Source organism: Bacillus cereus group sp. BfR-BA-01492 (assembly GCF_022662815.1).
Classification (GTDB): Bacteria; Bacillota; Bacilli; order Bacillales; family Bacillaceae_G; genus Bacillus_A; species Bacillus_A cereus_BD.
Genome location: NZ_JAKUEH010000003.1, coordinates 190,113 through 215,993 on the forward strand (window position 1 = coordinate 190,113; position 25,881 = coordinate 215,993).

The following is a 25,881-nucleotide window of genomic DNA, read 5'->3' on the forward strand; positions in this document are numbered from 1 at the left end:
TGAATAAAATATTCTTTCTTCCTCCACAAGAAAAGACGCATAAACATGCGTCTAATACGGAATCCATTCCAATTGTTTTGCTTGCTCAAATCGCTTTTGTACATCTGGCCAATTTACAACATTCCACCAATTTTTAATATATTCTTCTTTTTTGTTTTTGTATTGTAAATAATAAGCATGTTCCCATACATCAAGCACCAGTAATGGTACTGTATCCCACTGAGTAAATAATTGATGCAATGTGCTCTGTAGAATCTCTAACCTTCCTGAACGCGGGACCCAAACAAGAATCGCCCAACCAGCTCCTTCTACTTTTGATGCAGCTTCTGTAAAATGCTTTTGAAAGCGCAAAAAACTCCCGAAATTTTTTTCGATTTCTTCTGACAAATCCCCCCTCGGACTCCCGCCTCCATCTTTTTTCATATTATTCCAAAATATTGTGTGTAAATAATGCCCCGATCCATGAAAGGCAGCTTCTCTTTCCCAATGTTTAATTAAATCAAATTTATTTGTTTTCCGTGCTTCCTCCATCATTTTCTCCGCTTTATTTAATCCTTCTACATAACTACGATGATGTTTATCATGATGCAACATCATAATCTCTCTGGAAATATAAGGTTCCAAAGCATGATATGGGTACGGTAATGGAGGCAATGTATGTCCTCCAATTGGAACCGATCTATCTAAATACGTTCGTTCATATAATTCGCATTGTTCCTCTTCTTGCATAAATACTTCTTGTAAATGATGTTGTATATGTTCGACATCCTCGCTAATTTCATATAGAAATTCTGCATCTGTCTCGTATTCATTTTCTTTCATACGTTCTAACAACATTTGAATTTTATAAGCAAGCATATGAACATCGTATACTTCCATTGCACGGCTATCTAATACATCTAGAACACTTTCACACCAGCTTTCTACTTCATGAAAGTAATCGGTAAATACACCTTGTTGGCTCATGTCACACCTCCTCGATGCTATCCACTTTAACTATATTCACTATCATTCTCTTATATACCGTCTAAACAAGGAAAAGAAGCTAGGTTTTTTCTAGCTTCTTTTCCTTGTTTATATCCTTTTATATCCATATTAATATTTGTGCAGCATTTTGGTCTGATAATCCGTTTCATAATATTCTAATTCTTCACGCATTGTCTGGAATTTTCCTTCTAATTCTTTCATCACCTTTACCATAGAAGATGGCGGTGTTCGTTGAAATACAATCGAATTTTTCCCAGTATATGCTGATCGACTATTTTCATACCACTGATCACTTTTTGGTGAAAAAAATTCAGCAATAACTTGATGATAAATTTTGTACAACGTTTTTTCAGCCGCTGTTTTTCGAAATGGTTGACTATTTAGCAAAATGAGACATGCATCTAATCCTTCTTCACAAAAAACAAGTAGTCTTCTTACAGCCGCTAGTAACCCTTCATAGTAATTTTTATCACCTGTTGGTGTCTCTTTTAATAAAGAAGGTAGCGAATGATAGTTCACATAGTTTGTCATCACAACGATTACTTCCTCTAAAAATGTCGAAACCTGTTCTGTTTGATTCTCAACCATTGAATTAGACATATCCTTTTCTCCCCTTTGCCATTTTACACAATCTCTACTTGTTTATTCTCATGTAATTCAACCAAGATCCTTTGTACTTTTCCCACTGCACTTTCAGCAAAAATGTCTTGAAAATCCTCTATTCTATTGATATACACGCGTTTTTGTCTATATATATCTGGATTTTTGAGCAAATATGCAAGAGCAGCGATATCGCGCAAATATATGTCTTTTCCTTCTATTTTAAAAACTGGATTTCCTTCAAAGGGGGTAATTTCATGCAAAATTTCTTCAAAGTATCGGACATATAATATAGAAAATGTTTTTTCCTTCCCATTACATATATATGTAAACTCAGATCTATTGAAAAAATCCTCAGATGTATTCGGTTGTGCTTTTTCTAACTCCCATCCTGCATAACCTGTTATAATCATCCCTGGACTCCCTTCCTTATTTTTACTTTAGTTTAACTTATTTTCAAAATAAACAAAACATTCTAAATAGATATCAAATGAAAAATAGAAAAAAACAGCTTCACTATTTTGGAATTCACCTTTTTATTTTCTTTGAAGTTTGTCATAATAAAGTATATTGTTGTCTCAGTTTTATTAAACAAGGAGAGTTGTATTTATGTCGTTTTCATGGAAACGTTTATTACAAATTGGAAAATTTATTTTCCCATTTGTTGTACTGACAATTGTTTTCTTTCAAGCACGGAAAGAACTAGCGGGGATTTCATTTCGTGACGCAATCGAAACAATTAAAAACATCCCAACGGGAGGGGTCTTTTTAGCGATTACACTTGGTGCATTAGCTGTATCAACAATGTTCTTTTATGACTTCGTTATGCTCCGGCACTTGAAAGCAGATATACCTGTCAAAAAAATCTTTCGTGTTTCTTGGACTGCTAACACTTTAAATGGATTTCTTGGCTTTGGTGGTCTAGTTGGAGCTGGTGTACGTACGATATTATATCGTCCTTACATAAATGAAAATGGAAAGCTGATTAAAAGCATTGCTTGGATGACAACTGCTTTTATTAATGGATTAGCACTTCTCTCATTTCTTGGTCTCATTGGAATATTAGATACACAGTTTATTTTGCATGAAAAGCCTTGGCTATGGCCCGTTCTCATCTTCTTCGCCCTTTTTGTTCCTCTATATATTGGTTTTTCAAAACTAAAAAATAGAAAAAAACAAAATGTAGATGGACAAGAAGAAGAGAAAAATCCAACCGTTCTCTATTCACTTGTTTCTTTAGTGGAATGGCTTTCTGCTGGAATTGTTATGTATGTGATTTTGATACTATTTGGAATTCATATCGATTTTCATAAATTTTTAGGAGTATATGTAATTGCTGCTTTAGCTGGGGTTATCAGTCTTGTCCCAGGTGGTCTTGGTTCATTTGACCTTGTATTTTTGAGTGGTTTAGGACAATACGGGATTGATACAGGTGTCTTATTACCTGCAATGTTACTATACAGACTTGTATACTATATTTTACCGTTTTGCCTCGGCCTTATATTTGCTGCTTTTGAAATGACAGGAGCTGCTCTAAAGAAAATAGAAGACAAACCATTTATCGCACCTGCCTTAGAAACAACAGGGGTTCTTTGGACATTACAGCGCGATTTCATCGGGAAATTAGGATCTTGGGCTTCTGCAGCGCTAACAGCTTTTGCTGGTTTAATGGTTATTTTGTCAACGATTTTACCAACAAGTATAGAACGTGCACACGCATTACATATTTTAGCTCCAAAACATTTAATTCAATTTTCTTTTAGCTTATCACTCACATTTGGTATTCTTCTTTTTATTTTATCAAGAGGGATTTTCTATGGTACAAAACGGTCTTACTATATGACCATCGTCTCATTAATTGGTGCTGCTATTTTTAATACGTTAAAAGGGATTGATATTGAGGAAACTTTCATTTTACTCATTGTACTTGCTGTTCTATACATGCTCCGAAAAAGGTTTGTGCGTGAGAAAATGGAAGTATCTTTCTCAGACGTCATAAAACTATTTATATTTTTATTCATTATTTTATATTTGTACAAAAACTTAGGAGTTATATTTGCAGAAGCAAAAGATGCATTTAAACCTGATTTTGTCGTTCGTAATATTACACAAGTAAAACGAAGTGCGCTTGCCGCTACGTTCTTTGTGCCAACTTTTTTACTTATCGGTTCGCTCATTGCCAACCGTTACCGCAATGTATTTCCTGGGCAACCAGCAAACGATAAACGTTTGCAGAATTTTTTAGACCAATATGGCGGAAACGTATTAAGCCATCTAGGTTTTTTAGGAGATAAACAATTCTTCTTCAGCAGTGATGGAAAAGCACTTCTTTTATTTTCCATAACAGGAAAACGGTTAGTCGTACTCGGCGATCCAATTGGTGATCCTACTTCCTTTCGGACAGTACTTCAAGAATTTCTAATAGAGGCTGATCGATTTGGCTATATTTGCGTTTTTTATCAAATTGAAAGTAAATGGATGAGTTTATATCATGACTTTGGCTATAACTTCTTTAAACTTGGCGAGGAAGCTGTTGTCGACTTAAATACATTTACGATTTCAGGAAAGAAACGCGCTGGATTACGCGCTACTTTTAACCGTTTTGAACGAGAAGGTTACACATTCTCGATTCACCAACCTCCATTTTCAGATGCGTTATATGAAGAGCTTAAAAAAGTATCGGACGCATGGCTTGGCGGAAAAAAAGAGAAAAGCTTTTCGCTTGGATATTTTGATAGAGAGTATATTAATCGTGCTCCAATCGCTACTTTATCAGATGCAGAGGGAAAAATAATCGCCTTTACAACATTTATGCCTGTTTACCAAAGCGGTATCCTTTCTGTAGATTTAATGCGCTATTATCCTGACGCACCGAGCGGAATTATGGATGCCATCTTTATTCATCTATTCCAGTGGGCGAAAGAAAACGATTATCATTCCTTTAATATTGGTATGGCACCTCTTTCCAATGTTGGATTGTCTGCTCAATCATTTTGGTCTGAACGAGTTGCTGCTGCTATTTTTAACAATGTACGTTATACGTATAGTTTTAGCGGGTTACGACATTTTAAAGAAAAATATAAACCAGCTTGGAGCGGAAAATATTTAGCATTTAGGAAAAACCATTCATTACCCATTACAATGCTTGCTGTAACAAAGTTAATAGGAAAACGAAAAAACAGCTAACGATTAGCTGTTTTTTCGTTTTTGTACTTGTATAATAAACTCCTGTTTATATTTTTTATCATTTAAGTAAAACGTCCCCCATATTTTATATGTTCCTTCTTGTGGAAATGTTATGCGATACTGCAATTGTTCTTCCTCATGAAAAGGTACCCCATATATAAAATGTTCTCTCGCTGCATCAACAATGGAAAGTGTACTTTTTACTCCTCGATGAGAGCCTATTTTCAGCGTCTCACCTTTTTTAGATTGAAACTGAAATGTTAATGTAGCCGCTTCATTTGGATGTAGAGCACCAAATAAAAGCGAAACGTGGTGGTCACCAATCTTCTTTGTTAAAATGGTATCTTCTACCAAACCTTTTTGCTTTTTCTTATTTTTTTCTCCAAAGTTTTTCTTAGAAAATGATGATTCCGTTTTATTATGGTCTTCATATAAAAACACAGTATATTCCTTACTTTTCTCTATCTTTTGCGTGATTTTATATGACCCACTACCGATAAAGGTAGGTTTTACCTCCTGTATCCCTCCTAAATTCCCATCTACAACAACTGCTCGAAGTTGATCATTTACCCCTCGAATCGCATTACTCTTTTTGTTAAACAATTGAAATTCAAGATCTACTTTTTTATTTTCTTTTCCTTTCTTTATATCCCATTTCACTTCTTGAATCATAGCAGTTGTTTCTGCTATTCCTTGATATTTCTTTATGTAAAAACCTCCAGCAACAATCAATAATAAAGCTACAAATGCAATACCAAGATTTTTCATCGAATCACCCACCACACTTTTTACCGATTAGGGCTCTTATTTCTTTACTCCATCTCTCTTTTTATGTATTCTATATAACCATTTATGAAATCCTTCTATTTTACTACAAGTAAGAAAAAGATTTAAATTGGTAGTATTACTAGTGTATAATGCAGATGATATTGATTTATATTCATACATAATGAAGGAGGCTATTTTATGAGCGTTCATATTGAAGCGAAACAAGGAGAAATTGCTGAGTCTATTTTATTACCTGGCGATCCATTACGCGCAAAATATATCGCAGAAACATTTTTAGAAGATGTAACTTGCTATAATAACGTGCGTGGTATGCTAGGGTTCACTGGAACATATAAAGGGAAACGTGTTTCTGTTCAAGGCACAGGCATGGGGGTACCTTCTATTTCCATTTACGTTAACGAATTAATCCAAAGCTATGGAGTAAAAAATTTAATTCGTGTAGGAACTTGTGGGGCCATTCAAAAAGATGTTAAAGTGCGCGATGTGATCATTGCAATGACAGCATGTACAGATTCTAATATTAATCGTTTAACATTCCCTGGTTTCGATTTTGCACCAGCTGCAAACTTTGATCTTTTAAAGAAAGCATATGATGCAGGAACAGAAAAAGGACTTCATATTCGTGTTGGTAATGTATTAACAGCAGATGTGTTCTACCGTGAAAGTATGGATATGGTGAAGAAACTTGGTGATTACGGTGTATTAGCAGTAGAAATGGAAACAACTGCACTTTATACATTGGCAGCAAAATATGGTGTAAATGCCCTATCTGTATTAACAGTAAGTGACCATATTTTTACGGGAGAAGAAACAACTGCAGAAGAACGCCAAACTACATTTAATGAAATGATTGAAATTGCTTTAGAGGCAGCAATCCAACAATAATAGTATAAAAGAACTCGTCATACGTCTGGTGAGTTCTTTTTTCATATTTCAGGACAATTTCTTTGTTACATTTGAAAATAAGAAAGTTACTACTTACAAAGAATATACTGAAACACGCTATGATACATAAATATATTTAGAAAACCATCCATACGAGTATATGACTTTTTACAAAAAACTCTTCTAAACAGAGACAGATTTTCAATTTCTACTTGCTACTATCGTTTGTTATAATAAAGAAAATATTTATATGCATATACTGAGGTGAAGAAGTGAAAAAAAGAAGCATTGTCTTTAAACTTTTTTTATTAACAGCGGCACTATTTACGATTACTTTTCTCCTCTTTTTCATTGGACAATCTTTATATTTAGAAAAGTTTTATATCGATAAAAAAATAAAAACAGTTCAAACGGCCTTTGAAAAATTTGTGACAAATTACGAAAAAAGTGATGGTACATTTGAAGAAGTTAGAAAACTAAAACAGGAGTTTCATGATAAAACCAATTCCGATATTGTATTATTAGGTTCAGATGGAAGTATAAAAAGTGAAAATAATTACTATATTGAAATCATTGATAGTTTATCTAATAAGCAGCTTATGATTCCTCTTAACAATATTTTAACGATTGATGAATATAATAAATTTATAAATTTACAGTTGAAGGTAAACGATCCTATCCAAGTTCAGGGGATTGTAAGACAAAATTCAATATTCCCTACTAAAATTAGAACAAATTATAATATATGGAGAAATGATAATCTCTTAGCTGACATTGGGCCATTGATTACTCCAAAAAATAAGTACACGGAAGGACAGTCAAAATATACTATTCGTACATTTGAAGGTGTTATTTCTCAAATTTACCTTCCGTCTAAAAATGAAATTCGCCTTGCAAATAATATAGAAACATTGTATGCCATTCAACAATGGAACTTTGCGTTAAATCCTGATCATGCGAACTCAAATGAACTTACTACTTATCCAGTAGGTGATGATGATGACGGTAAAAGTCAAATTTTTGTACAACCTATTGTAGAAAGTGGACATATTAAAGAATTTGTTTTCGCCATGACTTCGTTGCAACCTGTTAATGAAGCGATGCTTGTTTTAAAAGATTACTACGTGTACGCACTTATCATCGTATTTTTTGTTATTATTTTATTATCCTTTTATTATTCAAAAATCATTGTAAAACCGCTTATTAAAATCAATCGGGTCACAAAAAAAATGGCTAACTTTGATTTCACTGAAAAATTACCAATTTCAGCAGACGATGAAATTGGTAGTCTATCTAGTAGTATCAATACGTTATCTGTGAATTTAAAAGACCGTATTGACCGGCTAAATATCGCAAATACAAAATTACAACAAGATATTGAAAGAGAACGACAATTAGAACGAACAAGAAAAGAATTTATTTCTGGCGTATCTCATGAATTAAAAACACCACTCAGTGTGATTAGAAGTTTTGCAGAAGGAATTAAAGACGGTGTTAGTAAAGATACAACGTACTATACGGACGTCATTTTAGAGGAAACAGAAAATATGAATCGATTGATTGTCGAAATGTTAGAACTAGCCAAACTAGAATCTGGTACCTATAAATTAGAAATGTCAACTTTTTCAATTGGTGATCTTATTCAGCAAGTATATACAAAGTTATTATTTAGTATGGAAGAAAAACATTTACAGGTAGAAATGGATATAGATTGTTCTATATACGTCAAGGCAAATCGAAATCGTATGGAACAAGTTGTTGTGAATTTGCTAAGTAATGCCATCCGTTATACACCTGATACAAAGCGTATTTGTATTCGTGTGATAGATGGAGAAGAGAAAGTAAAAGTTGAAATTGAAAATAACGGTAACCCAATTCCAGATGAAAGCTTACAAAAAATATGGGATCGCTTCTATCGTTTAGATGCTTCACGAAGCCGTCATACTGGTGGAACTGGACTTGGTCTATCCATTGTCAAAAATATTTTAGAACTGCACCACGCTAATTACGGTGTATATAATATCGACAATGGTGTTGTTTTTTATTTTGATTTACAAAAAGTAAAAGAAGTCAAATAATTTGCCTTAATTTCACGAGGAGTTCACATGGAATTCACACTCTCCCTTTATAGTAGTAACCAAGTTAATCCTTTCCTTTACACATATAAAAGAGGAGAGTGCATAAAATGAAACAAGCAGGACAACCTATTCAAAACGAGAAACAATTAGAAAAAATCAAAAATATACTTTTACAATCTTCAAAACGCGATGGCCTATTATTCGTATTAGCAGTTAACTCTGGCCTAAAAGTAAGTGAAATCTTACAATTAAAAGTTGGAGATGTCATCGATGAAAATGACACTGTTCGTCATTCCATTTTATTTTACAATGAAAAAGTGAAAAAACATAAATGGTTCGCTGTAAATGAAGACTTACAGCAGGCAATTGAAGAGTATATGAAAGAACGTAAATCGTGGAAACGAAATGAACCATTATTAAAGTCTCAAAAAGGAACAAAATCTATTACAAGACAGCATGCATGGTATATTTTAAATAAAGCAGCAAAAGAAGTTGGTTTAGAAGGGATTAGCTCACATACACTTCGAAAAACTTGGGGATATTGTGCATATAAATCTGGTGTTGATATCGCATTTCTACAACACTTCTTTGATCATAGTACCCCATCAAAAACTTTAAAATATATCGGCATCGCATAAAACAGATATTGTTCTTATACATAAAAAAGGTTACCAAATTAATTGTTGGTAACCTTTTTTATGTTTCACAGTCTCTTTTCTTGTTTCTCCTAGTATGATAGTGGTACTCTAACAATAAGGGGGAAAAATTATGGACACATTAACAATTGAATTGCCAAAAGATATTGTAGAAAAACTTGATTTATTAAAACAAGCGTATCAAAAGAAAACAGGTGCTACTATTTCAGACAGTACACTTGTCCAAACACTTATCGCCAAGGAGTTTGTTCAAAAAATAACTCCTTTTGATTTACAACAATATATTGTAGAAAAAGAACAGCGTTAATGCTGTTCTTTTATTATTTTATGTAAGAGCATTCTTTTCTTCCAAAAAAACTGAAGCGAAGTCATCTTCCTAAGGGTATTACGAAAATTTTATAGCTCCTCTTTTTACTGAACAAATGTAAAAGTAGATGGAGGTCGTTTCATCTCAAATATATATAAATTTTTTTTATTTTATTTTTGAAAAACCATTGACAATGATAATGATAACCATTATCATTTATTAAGAAGCCAACAATTGATGAATCAACCAAACGCTCAGTAACATTGTTACCCCTCTTTTTCATATAGAAAAGCACTGTACATTCCCCCTGTTTGTACAGTGCTTTTCTTTTCTACATCTTCTATCTTCTCATCACGAGCAATCAGCTTCTACTTATTCAAATAAATTCAGCTGCTCTGGCTTTGGCTCCCCGTATGTAATATTCATCATTTCCATCAATTGTTTTGCATTATCAGCTGCATCCCCACCTGAATTATTATTAAATAGTACATATATATTTTTTGTTTTCTTCTGCAACTGTTTTAATCGGTCTACCCATTCCGCCAACTCTTGCCTATTATAGCGATATAAGCAGCGAACTGCCCTCCAATTTTCGCTCTTATCAAGCCAACCATGAACATTTCGTCCATGAAAACGGATCAATGCCATGTCAGAATGAGTTGCTTCTAATACAAGTGGAACGGAACCAATACCCGCTTGTGGTTCATCACAAATTGTATGAATCCAATTCTCTTGTTCTAGAAATTGTAATGTTTTATCATGCATATGAGGACGAAACCACGTTTGATTTCTAAACTCTATAGCACATGGAAACCCTTCCATTTTCTCCTTTGTATAACGCAGTAATTCTACATTTTTCTTCTGACAATCGAACCATGGTGGATATTGGAATAATATCGCCTGTAATTTATTTACCTCTTGAAGAGGTAGAATAGATTGCTTAAACACTTCAAACATCTCTTCAATCGTTGCAAATGGGATTTCTCCCTGCATATGCCCAGTCATTCCTTGATATGCTTTGACAACAAATGAAAAATCTTTTGGCGTTTCTCCTGCCCATTTTGTATAATTACGAGCGGGTTGCATCGCATAAAATGAACTATCGACTTCCACAATTGGAAAATACTCACTATATGTTCGTAATTTATTTCTATTTTCGTAGGAATCTGTATATAAAGAGTCATGATCTCCCCACCCTGTTAATCCAATAGAAATCATTTATGCTCCTCCTTTCCTTGTCTTTCATCAAATGAAACTAGTTTCTCTGTAAAAATATGATATACTATATGGAAGAATTTTTAAATTGAGGGGTTATTTACTTATGCTTCAAGAGGATACTATTTTATCTCAGGAAAATCAAATAAAAGAGTTAGAAAATAAAGTTCATTTTTATGAGCAACTATTGAATCACTTACCACATCATTTTGCATATAAAAATTCTCAGCTTGGCTTCCAGATGCAGAAAAAAGGGAATGCGCATTCTATCGAGCATATTCCAAAAGAAGACAAAGAACCAATTTTTGAACTTACTTGTGATTCTTTATTTCTATTTGAACAACTAGAAAAGCACTTCATTCATATTTTCGACGCCTTTTCTCATCATGTGACTTTTGTTGATAGAAACGGAATCATTACACTATGTAATCAAGCAGCTGCTGATGATTTCGGTGTAGTAAGAAGCGCTATAATTGGAAAGCCCATTCAAGACTTATTACAATTGCCAACGGAACAAATAAAAGCACTAGAAACATTAAAAACGGGAAAAGAGAGCTATAATGAAGAAGTATTAGATAAAAATTATGGTATTTGTAACAATCGTATTATTCGTGATCACAATGGTGAAATTTTCCGCGTGATTAGTGTTTTTCATTATTTGAATACAGAACGTGATGCAGAAAAACTTGCCTTATCTGGGCGAATCGCTGCTGGAATTGCACATGAAGTTCGCAATCCACTTACAACAGTACGAGGATACTTACAATTTTTACAAGCAAATGTTTCACCTGCTCATAAAGAACTTTTTAAAAATTTACTAATTCCTGAATTAGATCGTGCAAATAGTATTATCACAAAATTTTTATCGATTTCAAAAGCTCACGAATTTAAACGGGAACCATTTCCTATCAACAATTTTTTACGTGAATATATTCAGCAATTGCTTGCTAGCGAAGCATTTTTACATAATATCTCTATCGAATATAATCTATCTTCTGAATTGGAAGATGTACTTGTTCCTATTGATCGACATGAACTTGTTCAAGTTTTTCTAAACTTATTTCAAAATGCTGTTGATGCAAAGAGCAATAAGCCTCTATCTATTCAAATTACAAGTCATCGTCTAGAAAATTTTGTACGCATTACATTTCAAGACAATGGAATTGGTATTCCTCCAGCAATTCAAGACTATATATTCGATCCATTCTTTTCTACGAAAGATGATGGGACTGGTCTTGGATTATCTGTTACGAAAAAAATTATTCAAAATCATGCTGGTACCTTAAAGGTTTCTAGTGATTCCAATGGTACAACCTTTTTTATTTCTATTCCGTTATCCCCAAAAAAACACGAAATATAAAAAATGATAAGAACCATGTTGTCACAAGATGTTCTTTCCTTCGTGATAACACGGTTCTTTCTTTTATGCATCCCTCTTTTACGTTTCTTTACTTCAAATTTACGCTATCTTAATGCTAATTTTGTATGATAAGTAATGAAGACAAATGACATGAAAGAGGGATGAAAATGAAAGTTTTATTGTCAAAACGCTTTGGGATCGTCCTTATATTTTGTATTTTTTTATGTTCAGGACTCTTTTTTACTTTGATCTATACCATAACATCAAACGCAGCTGAAAACCGCGCTACCGCTCCATATGAGCTCGTATATGCAAAACAAACTACGATACCTCTTTCGTCTTCCCCTCATAAAGAAAAAAGAGTGATAAAGGGAATGCTCATTACAGAGGCTTCCACTTATCGAGACTTCGCTCAAATTGCAAGTGAACTCCAACAGCGCTATCAAAATCAAGGACTAAATGAAATTACTCTATCCATCCACAATAAAAACAACGGACAATATGAAGAAGACCTACCTTACGAACCGATTCGTAAAGGAACCATTTCAATTATGTATACATCACCAACTGCAGCAAATATAAACATCCACATACCATAAAAAAAGAGGCGAATCTTTTCATCGCCTCTTTTTAAAAAAATGGAATCCACTCTTTTACCTTGTCAATCCATTCTTTCTGTTGTTCCTTTCTTTGCTGTTCTTCCTCTTTTCTTCTTTTCTCCTCTTCTTTCCTTCTTTTTTCTTCTTCAATTGTTTGTAACTGTTTTGTATATTCAGCCTCCGGTATTAAGGATAACTGGAATGCTTTTTGAGATGGTTTTTCTCCTGCTTTGTTCATAATATCCCGAAACATCGTTGTTGTAATGTGACTGCCACTTGGTACATAATGCTCATGGTCCGTCTTATCATATCCAACCCAAATCGCTCCTACTAAATCTGGGGTATATCCTACAAACCATGAATCTTTTGCCCCACTGCTTGGACCGCCTACAATTTGAGTTGTTCCTGTTTTTCCTGCTGTATCAATATTTTTCAGCTTTGCTTTTTCACCTGTTCCTTTTTCAACAACACCCTTTAATAAATATGTCATCTTTTGGGCAACTTTTTCAGTTGTTATACGTGTTTCTTTTTTATACCATTTTCCTACTGTTTCGCCTTCAGTATTTTTTATTTCTCTAATTGCATGTCCCTCTACCTGCACACCATTATTAGCAAATGTCGCATACGCTTGAGCCATGACAAATGGGGAAGTCCCTGTATGCATTCCACCGAGTGCAATCGGATACGTACGATCTTCTTCTTGCAACGGAATACCAAAACGCTCTAATGCTTTCAGCCCTTTTTCTAAACCGATTTGTTCCAATAACCAAACAGCTGATACATTATAAGACTTTGCTATCGCTTCGTACATCGTCACATCCCCATGAAAAATATGATCGCTGTTTTGAGGTGCATATTCTTTTATATGCAGTGGTTCATCTTTCAATATATCATATACTTCATACCCTTCTTCTAAAGCAGGTACGTACACTGCAAACGGCTTTAACGTTGATCCTGGTTGACGCTTTAATTGCGTCGCATGATTAAATTGTAAAAATTGATATGGCCCCCTGCTACCAACTAGTGCCGGAACACCACCAGTTTTCGGGTTCATCAGTACAATGCCCGTTTGAAGTGATTGATCTGAGCTACTACCTTTAAAATAACGATTATTATTCACAACATCTTCTACTGCTTGCTGTTTTTTAGGATCAAGTTCGGTATAAATACGATAACCACCAGCTAAAATTTCATTTTGGGTTAAATCATATTTCTCCATCGCTTCTCTTACAATATAATCCACATATTGCGAGTATTTTCCTTTATATTTATCATCTACACCTCGGCGTAGTACAAGACCTTTTTCTTTTTCTTTGCTATATTGTTCCTCCGAAATATACCCTTGCTCCTTCATTAAAGCTAACACAACATTCCGTCTTTCAATGGATTTATTGAAATTTTTATAGGGTGAGTAAGTAGACGGAGCCTTAATAAGACCAGCTATTGTAGCAGCCTCTGCTATCGTTAAGTCTTTTACTTCTTTATCAAAATACGATTTAGCAGCTTTCCTTATACCCCAAGCACCTTCGCCAAAATAAATTTGATTCATATACATCTCAATAATTTCATCTTTCGTATATGTGCGCTCTATTTTTTTCGTTAAAAAATATTCTTTAAATTTCCTTGAAAATGTTCGTTCTTGTGTTAAAAATACATTTTTCGCAAGCTGTTGCGTAATGGTACTCCCCCCTGCAACGACTTCACCCGCAGTAACATTCTTTAATATAGCATTCAAAATTCCACTATAATAAATTCCATGATGGTTATAAAAACCTTTGTCTTCCACTGATATTATAGCTTGAACCATAATATCAGGTATGTCTTTTCTTTTAATTCCTTCTGTTTTAGAAGACGATAACTTAGCTGCCACTTCATTGTTTGCATCATAAATGAGTGTTGGTTGCGGAACAGCTTGTTTTAATGCTGATATGTCTTGAATGGATATCATTATGTTCATTGCAACAAAGAGAGTCATGAATAAACCACCTAAAATCAATAATGTATTGCGCAGTTTCTTTCTCTTGTTGAACCACTCAAGCGTGTTCTTAAAATGAGTGTTGTCCAATTTCATTTATCCACTTCCTTCATTTCTTTACACTCTTTTGTTAAAAGGAAGAAACTCCCTCCTTTTAAATTTATTATAATATCGTAATTCATTCTTAGGTGTAAAGTATTTCTTTTACATTCATACTTTTTACAAGAAAAGGACATTCTACAAGTAAGATATTCACAGCTGATTATTAATATTATTAATGCATCAATATAACTTATGTTAAGTTTTTGTAAACTTTTCGATAAAATGTTTTAAAAAACGACAGTTTTTTGTTAGAATTGACTAGCCAATATATTTTACATATATTACTTTTCGGTGGGGGTAACAATAATGGTTTTTAAATCTAAAAAAGATAAATTTTCTGAAATGTTAATGAATGTTTCTGAAAATTTAAAAGAAGGCGCTAAGTTCTTTGTGGAATATAAAATTAAGAACGCTAGTGATCTCAAGGAATTTTCTATGCGCATGAAAGAATATGAGTCAAAGGGTGACTCATTTATTCACGAAATCATTATGGAGCTAAACAAAGCGTTTATTACTCCAATTGAACGTGAAGACATTTTGCAACTGGCAATGAGCATGGACGATGTATTAGACGGATTAGATCACAGTGCTGGTTTATTCGAAATGTACTCTATCACAGAAGCTGATGAATACATGATTAAATTCGTTGAAGCAATTAATCAATGTGCAATTGAGATTGCTGCTTCTGTAGAATTAATGTCTAATAAGAAACTGCTTGACATTCGCACAAACGCAATTAAGATCAAAGATTACGAATCACAATGTGATGATATTCGTCGTCATGCTATTAAGCATCTATTCTCTCGTGAAAAAGATCCGATCAAGATCATTCAGTACAAAGAAATTTATGAAGAATTAGAAGAAGTAGCTGATAGCTGCCAAAGCGTAGCAAACGTGTTAGAAACAATTATTATGAAGAACGCATAAGGAGTTTGATCATGGATACAGTCTTGATTTTAACTGTTTTAATAGTCATTTGTGCTTTAGCTTTCGACTTTATTAACGGATTCCATGATACAGCGAACGCCATTGCAACAGCTGTTTCTACAAAAGCTTTGAAGCCACGACAAGCAATTATTATGGCAGCTATTATGAATTTTTTAGGTGCAATGACATTTACTGGTGTAGCAAAAACAATTACAAAAGATATCGTTGATCCGTTTGCATTAGAAAACGGTTCAGAAGTTATTTTAGCCGCTTTACTTGCTGCGATCGCGTGGAACTTAATTACTTGGTACTATGGAATCCCAAGTAGTTCTTCGCATGCAATTATTGGTGCAATCGCAGGTGCTGCAATTGCTGCTGCTGGTGTAGCATCCATTAACTTTAAAGGATTTATTAAAATCATCGAATCATTAATTATTTCACCAATTGTTGCATTTGTAATTGGATTTATCGTATACAGTATTTTTAAAGTCGCTTTTAAAAATTTCAACTTAACGAAAACAAACCAAAATTTCCGTTTATTCCAAGTTGGAACCGCAGCTTTACAAGCTTATACACATGGTACAAATGATGCACAAAAAGCAATGGGTATTATTACAATGGCACTGATGACAAATAACCTCCATAGTTCTGGAGATATTCCACTCTGGGTTCAATTCTCATGTGCTCTCGCAATGGGACTTGGTACTTCTATTGGCGGGTGGAAAATCATCAAAACTGTCGGTGGACAAATTATGAAAATCCGCCCTGTAAATGGGGTAGCTGCCGATTTATCATCATCTCTTGTTATTTTCGGTGCAACATTTATTCACTTGCCAGTTAGTACAACACATGTCATCTCTTCCTCTATTTTAGGAGTAGGAGCATCACATCGTGTAAAAGGTGTAAAATGGGGAACTGCCCAACGAATGTTAATTACTTGGGTTATTACACTCCCAATTTCTGCTTCTTTAGCAGCTTTATTCTATTACGTATTACATTTCATTTTTTAATCAAAAGTCGCCTTTCTTATTTTTCCAGGAAGGCGACTTTTTTGTGAACAGTCTTATTTCTTTTCAAAAAGTGTGTATAATGAATGTTGGATTTGTTATGTAGAGGAGTTGGCAATTTTGGAGTATATCATGTTACTTTTTATTGGATTAATTGCAGGGACAATTGGAAGTCTTGTAGGGCTAGGGGGAGGAATTATCATTGTTCCTTTACTGATTGGACTGCATAGCTTATCGCCACAAATCGCAGTAGGGACTTCCATTGTAACTGTTGTTTTCACAGGTCTTTCTTCTACTCTTGCTTATGTGAAGCATAAACGAGTGGATTACAAAAGTGGACTTATTTTATTTATTGGTAGTGGTCCTGGTGGCATCATTGGGTCGTGGGCAAACAAATTTTTAAATCAAGATACTTTCTCTTTATACTTTGGAATCTTTCTTATTTTCGTATCGATTCTTCTTATGTTACGCGATAAACTGAAACCTCTTTCCTTATCAAATGCAACGGTTATTAAGCGTTCTTTCACTGATACTGAGGGAAATACTGTTTATTATCAGTTCCCGCCCTTTCTTTCTATTCTTATCGCATTTATAGTCGGTTTCATATCTGGACTATTCGGTATTGGCGGAGGAGCTTTACTCGTTCCTGCTATGATGCTGCTGTTTGCTTTTCCAGCTCAAATTGCTGTTGCAACTTCCATGTTTATCGTTTTATTATCAGCAATTGTAAGTTCTTTCACTCATATCTCTCTTGGTAATGTGAGTTGGATTTATGCGCTGCTTCTAATTCCAGGTGCTTGGATTGGAGGGAAAATCGGAGCTTATATTAATACAAAGTTAAGTGGAAATGCAATCATTAACTTATTGCGCATTACATTAATTATTCTTGGGACGAGGTTGATTATTACTTCATTCCTATAACGCGTTCTCCTTAGAATGCGTTTTTTTATACACACGAATACAAAAAGGCCCCTAACACAATACATAGGACAATGCACATACATAACAGCATGAAATTTGATATATGCATTTTTCTCAAGTTAACCACTCCTTATAACTGCTTCCTCCCCTATCATAGCGAAAAAACAGCTATCTTACTGTTACAAAGCACTAACAATGCAAAATCAATTATTACAGATTTAATCTCTTTATTGCATTCCTTTGTATAATCTACCTATTATATAAAAAAGATGTCATATCGACATCTTTTTAATGAAGGAGTGACCATCCCATAAAATCTTCATGTACTTGACACGCGCGTTTGTCATTTCGATCATATAGTTCGGCATAACTATCTGTTTCCTCATCATAAGCCATTGTATAAATGATTTGACCATCTATTAAAACGGATAGAACGACTCCGCCTGTCATCTCTTCCACATGTATGATCGCATTAGCTGGTATTTTCATATCAGTCATTTTCGGATCTAACAATATACTAAACCCCCTACAGCATATTCATGGTTCGTACTATTACACACTAAATAGTATACTACTGTAATAGCATACATTTCGTCAATACAATTACAACATGGATACAAAATAGAAAACGCACAGTCAATCATGTATTCTGTTTTCGCTCCATGCCGCAAAAAACAAATAAGTATTGAAAAATGAATCAACATATAAATGCATATGATGAATACAAATTAAAATATATCAATTAAAATAAAATACATAGGAATATTTAAATGAGGTGCTAACATTGATTTTACATAAAGGAGAGCTATTATTCCGCCAAGGTGAAGAAGGACCCTTATACTTTGTGAAAACAGGACTATTAAAAGTGGTTCGATTACAAGAAGATGGAACACCATTTTTATTTAATATTATTGTTCCAGGTGAGACCATTCCTCACCATTCTTTAATTTCACCTAAAGAATACCACGGAACAGCCATCGCTTTAATGAAAACTGAAATTGAACCTATTATGAGTCAAGAATGGTATGATAAACTGCAAAAAAATCCAGAATTATATGCTGACGTTGCGTTGCAGTTACAAACGAAATTACGAATGATGCAACAGCGCATTGATCAATTAACAACGGTCTCGCCAAGGGAGCGTCTCCACCGTTTACAACAATGGTTTTCATTATATTTAGATGGAATTCCGATTTATGAAATATTAACGCAAACTGAAATTGGTCAACTCATTGGTGTAAGACGCGAAACTGTTAATCGTTTATTACGAGACCAAATAAAAAACGAGGTAAAATAACCTCGTTTTTTATTTGGTACATTCTCTTTATTGTAAGCTAGCTGCTGGTCCAAAGAACTCATAGTGAATGCGTTCAGCTGGAACGCCCCACTCTAGTAACGCTGCATTGATATGTTTCATAAATGGTACTGGACCACAGAAATAAAATTCCGCTTCATTTGAAGGAATAATAGATTGTAACCAAGCTAAATCAATAAATCCTTCTTTCTCAAAGTTTTTTGCTTGTACATCTTGCTTTGTTGGTGCTGAATAACAAGTATATGCTTTCACTCTTTCCTTACTTTCTACTACCTTTTGGACATGCTCTTTCATTGCATGGACTTTACTATTTAACGCTGCATGAATGAAGTATACATCGCGGTCCATTTCTTTCTCAGTTAACGTATTAAACATACTCATCATAGGTGTAATTCCTACACCACCGCTTATTAATACAACTGGTAAGTTTGAATCTATATTTAATACAAAATCTCCAGCTGGTGCACTTAGTGGTAAAATATCTCCTTCTTGAACATGGTCGTGTAAGTAATTAGAAACTTTCCCATCCGGTGCTTCTGCACTTGTTTCACGTTTTACACTAATGCGATAATACTCTTTTCCAGGAGCCTCTGATAAACTATACTGGCGATTATGTATATACGTTTCACCTTCTATACGAATTTGAACCGTTACATACTGACCAGGTAAAAACGTTGATAATTCGCCACCATCTTCTGGTTTTAAGTAAAACGATGTAATGACGTCGCTCTCTTTCTCTTTTTTCACAACAATAAAGTTACGGAACTCTTTCCAACCGCCTTCTTTTTTTGCTGCTTCCTCATACATTTCCGCCTCGATACTAATAAATGCATCAGCAATTACACCATACGCTTCGCCCCAAGCATCTAGCACTTCTTGCGGCGCGTCTGCTACCTCTTTAATTGCTTGTAATAAACATTTTCCTACAATCGGATAATGTTCAGCTTTAATTCCTAAGCTTCTATGTTTATGACCAATCTGTTTGACAACAGGAATAATTGCTTCCAAGTTATCAATATACATCGCTGCCGCATACACTGCACTCGCTAGCGCTTGTTGTTGTCTTCCTATTTTCTGGTTTGTATGATTAAAAATATTTAATAACTCCGGATGTTCCGCAAACATAATTTGATAAAAGCGTGTCGTGATGTCAACACCTTTTTCTTGTAATAATGGTACTGTTGATTTTACAATTTCAATTGTTTTTTGACTTAACATTGTATCTCACTCCTCTGTTTCCTTGACTACTGTTAGTGTAAAAGAATTTTTGATAGAACGTTGTGATTTTAATCACTATAAACATGGTGTTTTTGTGAAAAATATATGAACAATTTCAATCTATCCCGCAATAAAGTTCTCATATGATAGAAATGAGGCGAAAGTAGATTTATCGATTCGTGAAGGCGATTGATCACAAGACGAGTTCTATACCATACATCATTATATATTCTCCAAAATAAACATAGCTAACCGACATTCGGTTAGCTATGTTTATTTTGAAGAACTTGTTCAATCACTTGTACCTCTTTTCCGTCTCCAAATTCCGTATATCCCCATATATTTGTCTCACCCGTATATTTATTTACAATGATATCTAAATCATGATAAATCCGATGCGCATACACAACATATTCAATATTCCGTGCTTCTATACCCATTTTCATAACGTCATAACTCCGTCTTACATCGCGCTTTATCTTCTCATTTTTCACTTGTTTATGTATATCTTTTAAAGACTGCTCTTGTTCTTGAAACCATTTCACAAGATGATTCCAATCTCCCTCTGTATATTGATCCGCTTTACCATAATTTAAAAAATCATTATAGTCTTCATGGGTTGTACGGATAAATTGTAATACATGCTTTTTTTCCTTCACATCATCTACTTTAGGTATTGTCGATACACTAGCAGGTTTACTTGCATAATGTAACAATACTTTCATACATCCATAGCTTGCAAGCCCCATTACTATAATCATTCCCAGTATACCCAATATCCTCTTCATATTCCGACTCCTTTTCCACTATGAATATTACATTTATTTCTATAAATTATTATATTTGTAACATTCTCTAATTGAAAAAGAATTCCTGTATAAATACTTCTTATCATTTCGACACTGTTTTTCTACACATTTCGCTCTGGTAAATATTGCTGTAAAATAACATGCCCTTCGTAAGCAGCATAGCCTAATGTTACAAGTAGACCAATGTAACAACCAAATACGATCCATCTTGTTTTCGCATCGACGTTATAATACTCCTCTTGTTGTTGCTTTTCCTTTTCCCATTGCTCCCCTTTTCTTTCTAATAACGCGATTGCTTCTTTCATACGATTGGTATGTTCTTCTTTTTCCTCTTCATATGGCACATAATCAAGCGATTCAAATTTAGGCAAGATATACTCTAATACTTCAATTTTTTGGCTTTCTCCTGTTTCAAGCTTCTTTTCTTTCGCCTTTTGTCTTAATTGTCCCATTTCATGGTGAGCTACATAAAGCGCGCGATGCACCACTCCTGTTTCCAAAAACTCTTCCTGAAACTTAGAAAGATATGTTTTTAATATCTCTACTTTGTAACCTAATTCTTTAATCGGCTTATCACGCTTCATTACTCGATACAGTTCCATGCACCCTATGATAAAAATGAAAAATCCAATAATACTTGTAAAGAAAATGGAATATCCAAGCAATAGAACAAGACCGCCAATCCAAATTTTTGTGCTAACAACCGAAATAATTCTTCCACCATCTAAAGGCGACACCGGAATTAAATTAAAAAAATTCAACATGCTTCCTAGTAAAATCACGAGCGCCCAAAATGGCTCATTCGTTAGCATGTAGAGCGGAATAGCTGGTAAAAATGATAGCAACCCAAACAAAGGTCCCATATAAGCAAGATATGCCTCATCCTTTGCATTTTTCGGCATCTCCTTCATTCCAATTAAAGCACCCATAAATGGAATGAAAATTGCCGGTGACGTAGGTATACCTTTTCGCTTCGCCGCCCATAAATGCCCCATTTCATGTACGAAAAGTAAATAAATGAGCGCGACTCCAAATTTCCAACCATATATAGCTGCATATGCTCCAAGTGATAGTAACATACTAAATACTGTTGAAAATTTAGCAAATTTAAAAATTGCTAATACCCATTTCAGTTTAGAAAATAAAAAGATTCCAACTGCAGCCAAAACTCCCCATAATCCCTTTGTATTTTTCTTTTGCATCACTTTCTCCTTTTTTCTTTCTATTATGCCATAATTTTCTCTTTTATTGAAAAATATGTTTATAACATCTAATTTTAGCCAAAAATATAAATGAAAGGAGGTTATAACATGACATTACAAGTTTTCATAATAGGGACTCTTTCTTTTTTAGCTTCTACACTCATTTTCTATACAGTTAGCTACGTCTTATTAGATCTGTTACCGAATCATTTCGTTATTTCTCTAATTATTCTTTCTGCTCTTATGATCTCTTATCTTATTACAAGAAAATCAATGAATGAGCCTTCTGCAAAAACAAAGTAATGGAGCGAACCTCTTGGCTAGCTCCATTATCATTTCCTAGGAAAGATTACATTCATCTTTGAAAATTCATGTTTTCACCATAATCTTTTACAATTTGAATAATATTTCGAAATGTACCCATTCTTTCTTTACTATGATTTAACATGTATAAATCATAATAATCATAATATAATTCTATTGCCTTTTGCTGTGAAACTGATACATTGTTAAGTGGTACGATAAAATGAGCTTCATATTGTTTATATCCTTCTCTTACTTGCTCGCCTACAATCATTTCACTCGTTTTCCGGCCAATTATTTGTTGAATCTTTTCTGGAAACACAATTTGAAAATAATATTCCTTTTCGGTTTCCAACGCTTTATATAAAGAATTTGAGATTGTATAAAATATAGTATAATGTACATTGTTATTATCTACTTTAATATGAAAAGCTGTAATTTGCATATCATTTTTTGTTACTTCTGCTAAGCTTACCCCCTCTGTATGATTATGATGAATCATTGGAAGGAGAGCTAGAAGCTGCTCTGTCTCCTTTTTAGGAATCTTATATATCCCTTTCTCATTTTGAAGCCACCCTTCGCGAGATTCTCCTCTGAGCCATGCACGATATATTTCCTTTTTCCCTTCCTTCTCAATTTGTATTTCATACTCAGGTTCTCCGAAGCTTCCTATTATTATCTCTTGTTTTTTAGCTTTATGAATAATATCTACTACCCTTTTTGCCTCTTCCTCTTTCAAAACCTTTTCTATCTTTCCTTTTTGTAAAATGGTAACTTCTATGTTTTCTTGCACAATACTCACCATCTCTTCGTTTCGTTCTCGCTCTTTCGGCTGTCCTATTTTGCTACATGATACAAGTAAGACTATGCATAGACATAATACATATTTTCTCTTCACTCGATCCCCTCTATCTTGCTAATATAAGAAATAATTATCATTTGTACTCACTTATATGAATGAACAGACGCCGAACTCTCTCACCTTCTACAACATATTCATACTGAGCTCAATCCTATTTCACCCATTATTGAACGTGATTGTTGGACGATTTGGAGCGCGATAAAAGCGTAAGGAAGCCTCACATCTATCTGTGAGGCTTCCTCATTTCATAATCTCATTTTGCAACACTCTTGATAGCCTCCACTTCTAGCCTGTGCACTTCCACACTTTGGACATACTAAATATCTAGACTGGTTTGTCAACAAACTACCTTTTGGAAAGAGTAACACTTCTGCTTGTTTAAACGAACGTGAATAATATAACCATATAAAACTACAAATAGCAAGAATCCCCAATAAAGCTCCCATTGCAAGCATTTCCGTCACCTCTTTTTAGGTTTGTTCTTTCCAGCAAGTGGATTGTTGTATTATTCTCTATAAAATTTCAAAATTCCTGCTCTATCCCCATAATTATCTTATTTGTCTGTAAATTTAACAATCCTTTATATTGTTTTACACAAATTTTACAAAAAATATTTTTTCGCTCTCATACACTAAAGTGAACCTTCAAACAGAGAAGTCTCTCCATCTATACTTGTATTCTTCATAACTAACGTTTTACGAATCTGCATTTTTTGAGGTGATAGTCTTACGATCCCCCAGACTTTTAGAAGAGACCGTTTCAAAAAAATGTGTTGCAGAGAGGAGTATCATCATGTATCCCTTCTTATTGTTTACTTTCTTGATGAAATTGGTTATCTCTATTTTCATTCCTTCCCCGAACATATCCATGCAGATTATGAGTCTCAACGATTTTCATGGACAATTAAATACAACATCTATGCTACATGGAAAAGCTGTCGGACGTGCAGATTACCTCGCTAGCTATATTCAAATGTATCGCATGAAAAATCCGAATACTTTGCTTGTACATACTGGGGATATGATCGGTGGGAGCCCTCCTATTTCAGCATTATTTCATGACGAACCAACTATGGAATTTCTCAACAAACTACAATTTGATGTAGGTACAGTTGGAAATCATGAGTTTGATAAAGGTCCTATTACGCTACACCAACTCATTAATGGTGAACTTTTTTATAAAAAAACTACTTTTTCTGGTAGTGCATTTCCTTACTTATGTGCAAATGCAGTAGATAATCGTAGCAATCAACCCCTCTTTCCACCTTATACGATTAAATGGATTGAAGGAATTCCCATTGCATTTATTGGGATCACCACAAAAGATACTCCTTTTGTCACAATGTATAGCGATATGCCCTCTGTTCGCTTTTTAGATGAAGCCTCTACAGTTAATGATTATGTGCGTCACCTACAACAACAAGGCATTCATGCATTTATCATTCTTGCACACCTTGGTGGTCGCACAAAAGAAGGTATTACAAATGGAGAACTAGCTCATCTAGCAAATAAAGTAGACGCTGATGTTGATATTATCTTTGGGGGACACACTCATTCTTATATAAACGGAAATGTGAACGAAAAATTACTTGTTCAAGCTTATTCTTATGGAAAAGCTTTTTCAAACGTTACTCTTACCTTAAATCGAACAACGAAAGACATTATGAAAAAACAGGCCGAGATTATCCCTGTTTATCAAGAGAAACTTCTACCGAATCCACACATCACATCATGGTTACAGACTTATTCTTCAAAAATTCGTTCTAAGGTAGAAGAGCCATTAGGCGTAACGAATTACAAGCTCACTCGAAACCAGAATAAACATGGAGAATCCGATTTAGGAATACTGATTGCTACAGCACAACGCCAAACGATGAATGCTGATATTGCCTTTGTAAATCCTGGAAGCATTCGATACGACTTACAGAAAGGAAGCATTACATGGGAAGATACTTTTCTCATACAGCCATTTGGAAACAAACTTATTAAAATGGAGCTATCCGGAAAAGAAATTAGAAGAGCCTTGCAAGAACAATGGAAAGATGAAACTCGTATTTTACAAGTTTCAGGACTCCATTACAGTTTGAAGGATTATACTTTACAAAATATTTCACTAGAAAATGGAATACCCTTGCGAGATAATGAAGTATATTCAGTTGTAATCAATTCATTTTTAGCAAATGGCGGAGATAAATTCAGTGTGTTTAAAGCAGGGCGAAATCAAATCGAAGGCCCAACAGATCAAGAAGCTCTGGCAAATTACATACGCTCCATTTCCTATATCAATACGCTTCCACAAAGTTTCATACAAAAAAACTATTGACTTTTTTGAAAAAACATGCAAAAATACTGTCAAAATACTTAAAGAAAATTCATTGACGAGAACGAGTACGTTATAGAGCTGTTCCCCAGAGAGTTGGCATTTTGCTGCAAGCCAATGTTCAGTGCATAACCGAAAATCATCTCCGAGAAGTAGAACTGAAAGAAATAGTAAGTTCTCACCGGCTGTCCTCCGTTACAAGGAACACGTATCATGTTGTACGTTGCAAAGCCGTATACAGATAGATATTTTTCTACAT

The 25,881-nt window shown here is 34.2% G+C and carries 25 protein-coding genes, 1 pseudogene and 1 other annotated feature (1 of these 27 cut by a window edge); of the genes and pseudogenes, 14 read left to right on the forward strand and 12 right to left on the reverse strand.

The genetic code is table 11. The features are described 5' to 3' along the window. Positions 1-51 precede the first annotated feature (51 nt). The 3 genes from MR063_RS06205 to MR063_RS06215 form a co-directional block, all read right to left on the reverse strand. Complete coding sequence (locus MR063_RS06205; RefSeq protein WP_242142617.1) at positions 52-966, reverse strand: superoxide dismutase; 915 nt, start codon at positions 964-966, stop codon at positions 52-54. A gap of 129 nt (positions 967-1,095) precedes the next feature. After that, positions 1,096-1,587 (reverse strand): YpuI family protein, encoded by a 492-nt coding sequence (locus MR063_RS06210; protein WP_242195281.1) that lies wholly within the window; start codon positions 1,585-1,587, stop codon positions 1,096-1,098. A 23-nt stretch (positions 1,588-1,610) separates the two neighbouring features. Continuing rightward, entirely contained in the window at positions 1,611-2,000 is a 390-nt protein-coding gene (locus MR063_RS06215; protein WP_242142615.1) for a hypothetical protein, read from the reverse strand. Positions 2,001-2,196: 196 nt separating this feature from the next. On the opposite strand from MR063_RS06215, the gene mprF reads away from it, so the two are divergent. Further along, positions 2,197-4,773, forward strand: coding sequence for a bifunctional lysylphosphatidylglycerol flippase/synthetase MprF (gene mprF, locus MR063_RS06220; protein WP_242195284.1), 2,577 nt, complete (start codon positions 2,197-2,199; stop codon positions 4,771-4,773). A 3-nt stretch (positions 4,774-4,776) separates the two neighbouring features. Here the strand turns inward: mprF and MR063_RS06225 are convergent, their stop codons facing one another. Further along, complete coding sequence (locus MR063_RS06225) at positions 4,777-5,556, reverse strand: hypothetical protein (protein ID WP_242195287.1); 780 nt, start codon at positions 5,554-5,556, stop codon at positions 4,777-4,779. Between the two features lie 183 nt (positions 5,557-5,739). On the opposite strand from MR063_RS06225, the gene deoD reads away from it, so the two are divergent. The 4 genes from deoD (at position 5,740) to MR063_RS06245 (ending at position 9,488) form a co-directional block, all read left to right on the forward strand. Continuing rightward, positions 5,740-6,447 carry a purine-nucleoside phosphorylase gene (deoD, locus tag MR063_RS06230; protein ID WP_011984262.1) on the forward strand — a complete coding sequence of 236 codons (708 nt, stop codon included), beginning with the start codon at positions 5,740-5,742 and terminating at the stop codon, positions 6,445-6,447. A 272-nt stretch (positions 6,448-6,719) separates the two neighbouring features. Next, a complete protein-coding gene (locus MR063_RS06235) occupies positions 6,720-8,525 on the forward strand; it encodes a sensor histidine kinase (protein WP_242195290.1) in 1,806 nt (601 codons plus the stop codon). A gap of 107 nt (positions 8,526-8,632) precedes the next feature. Then, positions 8,633-9,163, forward strand: coding sequence for a tyrosine-type recombinase/integrase (locus MR063_RS06240; protein ID WP_242195293.1), 531 nt, complete (start codon positions 8,633-8,635; stop codon positions 9,161-9,163). A gap of 130 nt (positions 9,164-9,293) precedes the next feature. Continuing rightward, on the forward strand, positions 9,294-9,488 hold the full coding sequence (locus MR063_RS06245; protein ID WP_242142611.1) for a DUF3924 family protein: 195 nt from the start codon (positions 9,294-9,296) through the stop codon (positions 9,486-9,488). Between the two features lie 372 nt (positions 9,489-9,860). Here the strand turns inward: MR063_RS06245 and MR063_RS06250 are convergent, their stop codons facing one another. Then, positions 9,861-10,706, reverse strand: a complete 846-nt coding sequence (locus tag MR063_RS06250; protein WP_011984258.1) for a DUF72 domain-containing protein — start codon at positions 10,704-10,706, stop codon at positions 9,861-9,863. 103 nt (positions 10,707-10,809) lie between these two features. Between MR063_RS06250 and MR063_RS06255 the strand changes: the two genes are divergently transcribed. Next, entirely contained in the window at positions 10,810-12,063 is a 1,254-nt protein-coding gene (locus MR063_RS06255; protein ID WP_242195296.1) for an ATP-binding protein, read from the forward strand. Positions 12,064-12,230: 167 nt separating this feature from the next. Then, positions 12,231-12,662 carry a hypothetical protein gene (locus MR063_RS06260; protein WP_242195299.1) on the forward strand — a complete coding sequence of 144 codons (432 nt, stop codon included), beginning with the start codon at positions 12,231-12,233 and terminating at the stop codon, positions 12,660-12,662. Positions 12,663-12,693: 31 nt separating this feature from the next. On the opposite strand, the gene MR063_RS06265 is transcribed toward MR063_RS06260, so the two are convergent. After that, positions 12,694-14,733, reverse strand: a complete 2,040-nt coding sequence (locus tag MR063_RS06265; protein ID WP_242195302.1) for a transglycosylase domain-containing protein — start codon at positions 14,731-14,733, stop codon at positions 12,694-12,696. 312 nt (positions 14,734-15,045) lie between these two features. Between MR063_RS06265 and MR063_RS06270 the strand changes: the two genes are divergently transcribed. The 3 genes from MR063_RS06270 (at position 15,046) to MR063_RS06280 (ending at position 17,594) form a co-directional block, all read left to right on the forward strand. Continuing rightward, a complete protein-coding gene (locus tag MR063_RS06270) occupies positions 15,046-15,666 on the forward strand; it encodes a DUF47 domain-containing protein (RefSeq protein ID WP_242142606.1) in 621 nt (206 codons plus the stop codon). Positions 15,667-15,677: 11 nt separating this feature from the next. After that, on the forward strand, positions 15,678-16,676 hold the full coding sequence (locus MR063_RS06275) for an inorganic phosphate transporter (protein WP_242142605.1): 999 nt from the start codon (positions 15,678-15,680) through the stop codon (positions 16,674-16,676). Positions 16,677-16,793: 117 nt separating this feature from the next. Then, entirely contained in the window at positions 16,794-17,594 is an 801-nt protein-coding gene (locus MR063_RS06280; RefSeq protein WP_242195305.1) for a sulfite exporter TauE/SafE family protein, read from the forward strand. A gap of 288 nt (positions 17,595-17,882) precedes the next feature. Here the strand turns inward: MR063_RS06280 and MR063_RS06285 are convergent, their stop codons facing one another. Then, positions 17,883-18,107: a hypothetical protein gene (locus MR063_RS06285; protein ID WP_242142603.1), complete on the reverse strand. Its 225-nt coding sequence runs from the start codon at positions 18,105-18,107 to the stop codon at positions 17,883-17,885. Positions 18,108-18,378: 271 nt separating this feature from the next. On the opposite strand from MR063_RS06285, the gene MR063_RS06290 reads away from it, so the two are divergent. Then, positions 18,379-18,891 carry a Crp/Fnr family transcriptional regulator gene (locus MR063_RS06290; RefSeq protein ID WP_242195308.1) on the forward strand — a complete coding sequence of 171 codons (513 nt, stop codon included), beginning with the start codon at positions 18,379-18,381 and terminating at the stop codon, positions 18,889-18,891. Positions 18,892-18,918: 27 nt separating this feature from the next. Here MR063_RS06290 and hmpA read toward each other — a convergent pair whose 3' ends face one another. From hmpA to MR063_RS06305, 3 genes are all read right to left on the reverse strand, one after another. Further along, the gene (gene hmpA, locus MR063_RS06295) at positions 18,919-20,127 is read right to left on the reverse strand and encodes an NO-inducible flavohemoprotein (protein ID WP_242195311.1); all 1,209 of its coding nucleotides are present in this window, start codon (positions 20,125-20,127) and stop codon (positions 18,919-18,921) included. A gap of 263 nt (positions 20,128-20,390) precedes the next feature. After that, entirely contained in the window at positions 20,391-20,915 is a 525-nt protein-coding gene (locus MR063_RS06300; protein ID WP_242195314.1) for a hypothetical protein, read from the reverse strand. A 122-nt stretch (positions 20,916-21,037) separates the two neighbouring features. After that, entirely contained in the window at positions 21,038-22,138 is a 1,101-nt protein-coding gene (locus MR063_RS06305; RefSeq protein WP_242195317.1) for a site-2 protease family protein, read from the reverse strand. Positions 22,139-22,246: 108 nt separating this feature from the next. Here MR063_RS06305 and MR063_RS06310 point away from each other — a divergent pair, with 108 nt between their 5' ends. Continuing rightward, complete coding sequence (locus tag MR063_RS06310; protein ID WP_242195320.1) at positions 22,247-22,441, forward strand: hypothetical protein; 195 nt, start codon at positions 22,247-22,249, stop codon at positions 22,439-22,441. Between the two features lie 52 nt (positions 22,442-22,493). Here the strand turns inward: MR063_RS06310 and MR063_RS06315 are convergent, their stop codons facing one another. Beyond that, positions 22,494-23,339: a YhfM domain-containing protein gene (locus MR063_RS06315; protein ID WP_242195323.1), complete on the reverse strand. Its 846-nt coding sequence runs from the start codon at positions 23,337-23,339 to the stop codon at positions 22,494-22,496. Between the two features lie 63 nt (positions 23,340-23,402). Here MR063_RS06315 and MR063_RS06320 point away from each other — a divergent pair. Then, positions 23,403-23,513, forward strand: a pseudogene (locus tag MR063_RS06320) (class I SAM-dependent methyltransferase); the annotation flags it as partial. A 35-nt stretch (positions 23,514-23,548) separates the two neighbouring features. Here MR063_RS06320 and MR063_RS06325 read toward each other — a convergent pair. Continuing rightward, on the reverse strand, positions 23,549-23,758 hold the full coding sequence (locus MR063_RS06325) for a hypothetical protein (protein ID WP_242195325.1): 210 nt from the start codon (positions 23,756-23,758) through the stop codon (positions 23,549-23,551). A gap of 337 nt (positions 23,759-24,095) precedes the next feature. Between MR063_RS06325 and MR063_RS06330 the strand changes: the two genes are divergently transcribed. Beyond that, on the forward strand, positions 24,096-25,625 hold the full coding sequence (locus MR063_RS06330) for a bifunctional metallophosphatase/5'-nucleotidase (RefSeq protein ID WP_242195328.1): 1,530 nt from the start codon (positions 24,096-24,098) through the stop codon (positions 25,623-25,625). 43 nt (positions 25,626-25,668) lie between these two features. Further along, positions 25,669-25,881 (forward strand) — a binding site (T-box leader); it runs 45 nt beyond the window's last position.

Coding starts and splice junctions, on each gene's coding strand:
- hmpA (WP_242195311.1), bottom strand. CDS start 20,127: ATGTTAAGTCAAAAAACAATTGAAATTGTAAAATCAACAGTACCATTA.
- deoD (WP_011984262.1), top strand. CDS start 5,740: ATGAGCGTTCATATTGAAGCGAAACAAGGAGAAATTGCTGAGTCTATT.
- mprF (WP_242195284.1), top strand. CDS start 2,197: ATGTCGTTTTCATGGAAACGTTTATTACAAATTGGAAAATTTATTTTC.
- MR063_RS06255 (WP_242195296.1), top strand. CDS start 10,810: ATGCTTCAAGAGGATACTATTTTATCTCAGGAAAATCAAATAAAAGAG.
- MR063_RS06260 (WP_242195299.1), top strand. CDS start 12,231: ATGAAAGTTTTATTGTCAAAACGCTTTGGGATCGTCCTTATATTTTGT.
- MR063_RS06245 (WP_242142611.1), top strand. CDS start 9,294: ATGGACACATTAACAATTGAATTGCCAAAAGATATTGTAGAAAAACTT.
- MR063_RS06310 (WP_242195320.1), top strand. CDS start 22,247: ATGACATTACAAGTTTTCATAATAGGGACTCTTTCTTTTTTAGCTTCT.
- MR063_RS06275 (WP_242142605.1), top strand. CDS start 15,678: ATGGATACAGTCTTGATTTTAACTGTTTTAATAGTCATTTGTGCTTTA.
- MR063_RS06205 (WP_242142617.1), bottom strand. CDS start 966: ATGAGCCAACAAGGTGTATTTACCGATTACTTTCATGAAGTAGAAAGC.
- MR063_RS06270 (WP_242142606.1), top strand. CDS start 15,046: ATGGTTTTTAAATCTAAAAAAGATAAATTTTCTGAAATGTTAATGAAT.
- MR063_RS06210 (WP_242195281.1), bottom strand. CDS start 1,587: ATGTCTAATTCAATGGTTGAGAATCAAACAGAACAGGTTTCGACATTT.
- MR063_RS06300 (WP_242195314.1), bottom strand. CDS start 20,915: ATGAAGAGGATATTGGGTATACTGGGAATGATTATAGTAATGGGGCTT.
- MR063_RS06305 (WP_242195317.1), bottom strand. CDS start 22,138: ATGCAAAAGAAAAATACAAAGGGATTATGGGGAGTTTTGGCTGCAGTT.
- MR063_RS06265 (WP_242195302.1), bottom strand. CDS start 14,733: ATGAAATTGGACAACACTCATTTTAAGAACACGCTTGAGTGGTTCAAC.
- MR063_RS06250 (WP_011984258.1), bottom strand. CDS start 10,706: ATGATTTCTATTGGATTAACAGGGTGGGGAGATCATGACTCTTTATAT.
- MR063_RS06240 (WP_242195293.1), top strand. CDS start 8,633: ATGAAACAAGCAGGACAACCTATTCAAAACGAGAAACAATTAGAAAAA.
- MR063_RS06330 (WP_242195328.1), top strand. CDS start 24,096: ATGTATCCCTTCTTATTGTTTACTTTCTTGATGAAATTGGTTATCTCT.
- MR063_RS06215 (WP_242142615.1), bottom strand. CDS start 2,000: ATGATTATAACAGGTTATGCAGGATGGGAGTTAGAAAAAGCACAACCG.
- MR063_RS06325 (WP_242195325.1), bottom strand. CDS start 23,758: ATGCTTGCAATGGGAGCTTTATTGGGGATTCTTGCTATTTGTAGTTTT.